Source organism: Hominisplanchenecus sp. (assembly GCF_046967715.1).
Classification (GTDB): domain Bacteria; phylum Bacillota; class Clostridia; order Lachnospirales; family Lachnospiraceae; genus Hominisplanchenecus; species Hominisplanchenecus faecis.
Map to the genome: position 1 here is coordinate 1 of NZ_JBKVNQ010000101.1, position 5219 is coordinate 5219.

General features: G+C 46.9%; 6 protein-coding genes. All 6 read right to left on the reverse strand.

Features of this window, described 5'->3' with window-relative positions; all coding sequences use genetic code 11:
* A partial coding sequence (locus ACLTL4_RS10860; RefSeq protein WP_412320532.1) for a YebC/PmpR family DNA-binding transcriptional regulator occupies positions 1 to 393 on the reverse strand: 393 nt, incomplete at its 3' end.
* A 135-nt stretch (positions 394 to 528) separates the two neighbouring features.
* Entirely contained in the window at positions 529 to 876 is a 348-nt protein-coding gene (locus tag ACLTL4_RS10865) for a type II toxin-antitoxin system PemK/MazF family toxin (protein WP_022119737.1), read from the reverse strand.
* A gap of 79 nt (positions 877 to 955) precedes the next feature.
* A complete protein-coding gene (alr, locus tag ACLTL4_RS10870; protein ID WP_022119736.1) occupies positions 956 to 2134 on the reverse strand; it encodes an alanine racemase in 1179 nt (392 codons plus the stop codon).
* A gap of 44 nt (positions 2135 to 2178) precedes the next feature.
* Positions 2179 to 3681, reverse strand: coding sequence for a bifunctional ADP-dependent NAD(P)H-hydrate dehydratase/NAD(P)H-hydrate epimerase (locus tag ACLTL4_RS10875; RefSeq protein ID WP_412320533.1), 1503 nt, complete (start codon positions 3679 to 3681; stop codon positions 2179 to 2181).
* A gap of 71 nt (positions 3682 to 3752) precedes the next feature.
* Positions 3753 to 4394, reverse strand: a complete 642-nt coding sequence (locus tag ACLTL4_RS10880; RefSeq protein WP_412320534.1) for a redox-sensing transcriptional repressor Rex — start codon at positions 4392 to 4394, stop codon at positions 3753 to 3755.
* 102 nt (positions 4395 to 4496) lie between these two features.
* Positions 4497 to 5219 (reverse strand): ACT domain-containing protein (locus tag ACLTL4_RS10885; RefSeq protein ID WP_412320535.1); only part of this gene is annotated, 723 nt, incomplete at its 5' end.

Consider the following 5219-nt stretch of genomic DNA (forward strand, 5'->3'; position numbering starts at 1 on the left):
AGAAACACAGCCCTGTGTTCCGATGCTTCCGTTTCCTTTTGTAAATGCACTTCTTACATTGGCTGCAGTACGGTTTTTGTTGTCTGTCAGTGCGTCCACGATAATCGCGATTCCGCAAGGACCATATCCTTCATAGGAAACATACTCGTAATTGACAGAGTTTGCATCTCCGGCTGCTTTTTTGATACCACGGTCGATCGTATCGTTCGGCATGTTGTTTGCTTTTGCTTTTGCGACAACAGCGGCAAGTTTGCTGTTGTTTGCCGGATCTGGTCCGCCTTCTTTTACGGCAACTGCAATCTCACGGCCGATAATGGTAAAGATCTTTCCCTTCGCAGCATCGTTTTTCTCTTTTTTGTGCTTTATGTTTGCAAATTTTGAATGTCCTGACATTTCGAAATCTTCCTTTCTCTTCCAAGTATCTGTTTCTTCATTCTGCCGCTTAACGGCCTGATTTCCCTGCACAGGAGGCAGGCATATCCATTATAATAACACCACACTGAAAAATAGTCAAGTTCCCAGGATCAATCAGCTATGTAGATCCAGACTGACTGCGAGAGCCTGATTTACGCGGTCCAGGATTTCCGTATCCAGATGGCATACTTTATCTTTCAGTCGTTTTTTGTCGATGGTACGCAGCTGTTCCAGAAGGATTACAGAATCACGTACCATGTTATATCTTGAAGATTCAATCTCCACATGTGTCGGCAGCTTTGCTTTGTTCATTTTGGAGGTGATCGCTGCACAGATCACCGTTGGACTGTGCCGGTTTCCCGTATCATTCTGAATGATCAGAACTGGACGTACACCGCCCTGTTCCGAGCCGATGACCGGTCTTAAGTCCGCATAAAAAATATCCCCTCGTCGAATCAACACACACTTCACACTCCGCTTCTGGTTTTAAGCTTAGTATTTCCACATTTTTCTGGTGTATGCAGTTCGCCTTAAGGCAGGATCAGTTGGTACCGGAACAGTCACGTACCAAATAGACTTCGTGATTTCTGGTGTAGATACGCGGTACACGTTTGCCGATATCACAGATAAATTCATAAGAAAAGCGACCGCAAAGATCACCAAGTTCGTCTACGGTGATCTCTTCGTCTCCCTGTCTGCCGACTAAAATTACTTCATCCAGTTCTTTTGCCTGCGGAATGTCCGTCACATCGACCATAAACTGATCCATGCAGATCCTTCCGAGGATTTTTGCACGTTTCCCGTGTATCAGAACATATCCCTTATTGGAAAGCATCCGCGGATAACCATCCCCATAGCCGACCGGAATCGTAGCAATCCGCATCGGATGCGGAGCTGTAAAGGTTCCGCCGTAACTGATCTCGGTACCCGTTTCAATCTCTTTGATATACACGATGCGGCTGTGAATGGACATTGCAGGCGTCAGTTTCATAGAATCTCTGGAAACTTCAGCGGATGGATAGATGCCGTAAATACTGATGCCGGCACGCACCAGATTTAAGTTCATATCTGCAAGCTCCATCAGAGCGGCACTGTTTGATACGTGTTTTAATGGAATCGTAATGCCTGCCTCTTCCAGTCTGTGTGCAAAATGCATATAACGTTCAAATTGTCTGTTTGTAGCCGTTTTATCCAGTTCATCTGCTTTCGCAAAGTGCGTAAACATGCCTTCTATTTCAATTCCCGGTAAGGATGCGATTTTACGGATTGTTTCTATGCTCTCTTCGGTATCAGAAAAACCGATGCGGCTCATTCCCGTATCCAGTCCAATATGTATAGAAAGTGTTTTCTTTAAATGAACGGCTGCTTCAGACAGTTCCTTTGCCATATCCAGTTTGAACACAATCGGTCGGATCTCGTAACGGATCAGATCTTCGTAGTCTTCTTCGAATGTATAGCCCAGGATCAGCACCGGTTTTGTAATCTGATTTTTCCGCAGGATCATCGCTTCTGTCATCGTTGCGACGGCAAATCCCCAGATATAATCTTCCGGCTGTATCATCTGTGCGATCGGCACTGCACCGTGACCGTAACCATCTGTTTTTATTACAGCAACCATTTTGGTTTCCGGGTGGATCGCTTCGTGCATGATCCGAAAATTTTCTGCAATGGCATCCATGTCGATCTCGGCACAGACACGGCTGTATTTACTGCTCATCATGTTTCAAGTCCTTCCTGTATTGTTTTTTGTAACCGTTGCTTTCGTTACTTCCATTTATTTTTATCGTCTGCATCTGCCAGAACCCGGATCAGTCCCTCCACCAGATCATTTGCTGTCATACTTCGCTTTCCGTATTTTTGTGCGGCCGCATCGCCGGCACATCCATGCAGAAAAACAGCAAGTTTTGCAGCTTCAAATAACGTCATCCCCTGTGCGGTAAGCCCGGCAAATACGCCGGTCAGCACATCGCCGGAACCGGCAGTTGCCATGCCGCTGTTCCCGGAAGTGTTGATGTAGGATTCGCTGCCGTTGCTGACAACGGTTCCGGCATCCTTTAAGACACAAATCACATGTTGTTCTTTCGCAAAGATTTCGGCACTTGCGATCAGATCCTCTGAAATATCGGAAATGGTTGATCTGCACAGTCTTGCCATCTCCCCAAGATGTGGTGTCACAGCTACCGGCATGGAATATCCATCAAGGGAAAGGTTATGGCGTGCCACAAGATTCAAAGCATCGGCATCAAGAATGACCGGAATATCCGCATGTTCCAGTACATAATTCAGGATGTCAAGCTTTTGTGCTTCCATGCCGATGCCGGGACCTACTGCAACCACATCAGCCCACGCAAGCAGGTTTTCAAGTTCTCTCTTCCAGTTGGAATGGATGCAGCTTACCACTGCTTCCGGGATAGACTGAAAAAGGGCGGACTGATTGTGTTCGTCTGTGTAGATGCGAACATAACCGGCTCCGCTTCGATACGCTGCACGTGCACTTAAGATTGCAGCACCGCACATGTCCCGGCTCCCGGCGATCAGAAGAACTTTGCCGCAGGAACCTTTGTTTTCTGTGGCAAGTCGCTCTGGCAGCCGCCTTAAATCCATACTGTCATAGCAGACGTAAGATTTCCGGCATTTCGGAAGGCTTTCTTTTGTAATACCGATCTGACGTACACGTACCTCTTTGGTACAGGCACGCCCTTTTCCGATATAATGCCCCGGTTGCTCAAAAGCAAATGTCACTGTCAGGTCAGCCTTTACGGCAATCCCCCGTATCACACCCGTGTTTCCGTCAATGCCGGAAGGAATATCGACAGACAGTACAAAAGCAGGACTCTCATTGATCCGCCCGATTGCGTCCCGGTAGCTGCCTTCGATGTCACGCGAAAGACCGATTCCAAACAGTGCATCTACTATAACAGTATATTCATTTATTTCCGGGTTACTACAAAAAGTTATCCCATATTTCTCACAGATTTCTTTCTGATGGCGTGTCTGATCCGTGCAGGACTGCTCTTTTCCGACAAACCAGATGGAAACCGGTACCTGATCCAGAAACAAAAGTCTGGCGATGGCAAATCCGTCTCCACCGTTATTGCCTGAACCACAGATGACCAGAACGCGGTCAAGTGCAGCACCGCTTCGGTACAGTTCATCGACACACGCAAGTGCCGCACGCTCCATCAGTACACAGGATGGAACGCCGAACCCTTCTATGGTATTCTGGTCACATGTTTTCATGTCTTCTTTTGATAACAAGATCCTCATATGCGATATACCTCCTGTCTGCCCGTCCAAATGGAATATACAGTTTTCTTTTTTCTTTCTCTGCGTTCTTTTTATTTATGTTCTCTGCTGTAGCGGCTGATATTGTAAGACAGCTGCATCAGGCTTTCCGAAAGATGTACGTTTTCGATGATCACATCTTCCGGCAGATGAAGATCCGTATGGGCAAAATTCCAGATTGCACGGATGCCGTGATCCACCAGAAAGACTGCCATTTCCTTTGCATACTGCTTCGGAAGTGTCAGGGCTGCGATCTGAATGTCATGCTCCTGCAAAAAAGCAGGAAGCTCGTCTGTCATACGGATCACAATTCCTCTGACTGCAACGCCTTTCAGCTTTGGATTTACATCGAACAGCCCTTTGACCAGAAAACCGTTTTTTTCAAATTTTACATAATTTGCAAGAGCCTGTCCGAGATTTCCGGCACCGATGATGATCATATTGTAATCCTGATCCAGTCCCAGGATCTTCCCGATCTCCGTATGTAAATGTTTTACATTATAACCATATCCCTGCTGGCCGAATCCACCGAAATTATTGAGATCCTGCCGGATCTGGGATGCTGTTACCTGCATGCGTTCGCTCAGCTCGCCGGATGAGATCCGCTCCGTACCGGATTCCAGCAGCTCACCGAGATAACGGTAATACCGTGGCAGTCTTTTGATGACTGCTCTTGAAATTTCTTTCTCTTCCACTTGCATACCTCCCTGTCAAATGCTGTTGTATAGTAACGTAAAAGACGGGCACACAAGATCCCTGCCATGTCCGCCGCAGGTTTTGTGTACCCTCTTTGATTTTTAGAGCTGTACGGTTACAAAAATATCATAGATTGATTTGATCGCACGCTCGAAATCCTGATTGCTCACACCGATGATGATGTTCATCTCACTGGAACCCTGATCGATCATCTTGACATTGATACTTGCATGTGCCAGTGCGGAAAAAATACGTCCCGCTGTTCCACGCTGAGATTTCATGCCACGACCTACGACTGCGATCAGTGCCAGATCAGATTCCAGATTGACAGAATCCGGATTGACAGCACGGTGGATACCGGCCAGTACCTTCTGCTCGGTCTCTTCGAATTCGGACTGATGTACGAATACCGTCATGGTATCGATTCCGGAAGGCATATGCTCGATGGAGATACCATTGTCTTCGAATACGGTCAGGACTTTGCGGCAGAATCCGATTTCGGAGTTCATCATATCTTTTTCGATGTTGATGGCTGCAAATCCTTTCTTTCCGGCAATACCGGTGATCGTATAACGCGGTTTTCTGCAGGTACTTTCAACGATCAGCGTACCAGGATCCTGAGGACGGTTGGTATTGCGGATGTTGATCGGGATACCTTCCTGTCTTACCGGGAAGATGGCTTCTTCATGAAGCACGGTAGCACCCATGTATGCCAGCTCGCGAAGCTCTACATAAGTGATAGTATCGATCACTTTCGGATTTTTGATGATACGTGGATCTGTGATCAGGAAACCGGATACATCGGTCCAGTTCTCATACAGATC

Excerpts from the sequence above, each read along its gene's own strand:
- alr (WP_022119736.1), bottom strand. The coding sequence starts at position 2,134 with ATGATGAGCAGTAAATACAGCCGTGTCTGTGCCGAGATCGACATGGAT.
- ACLTL4_RS10875 (WP_412320533.1), bottom strand. The coding sequence starts at position 3,681 with ATGAGGATCTTGTTATCAAAAGAAGACATGAAAACATGTGACCAGAAT.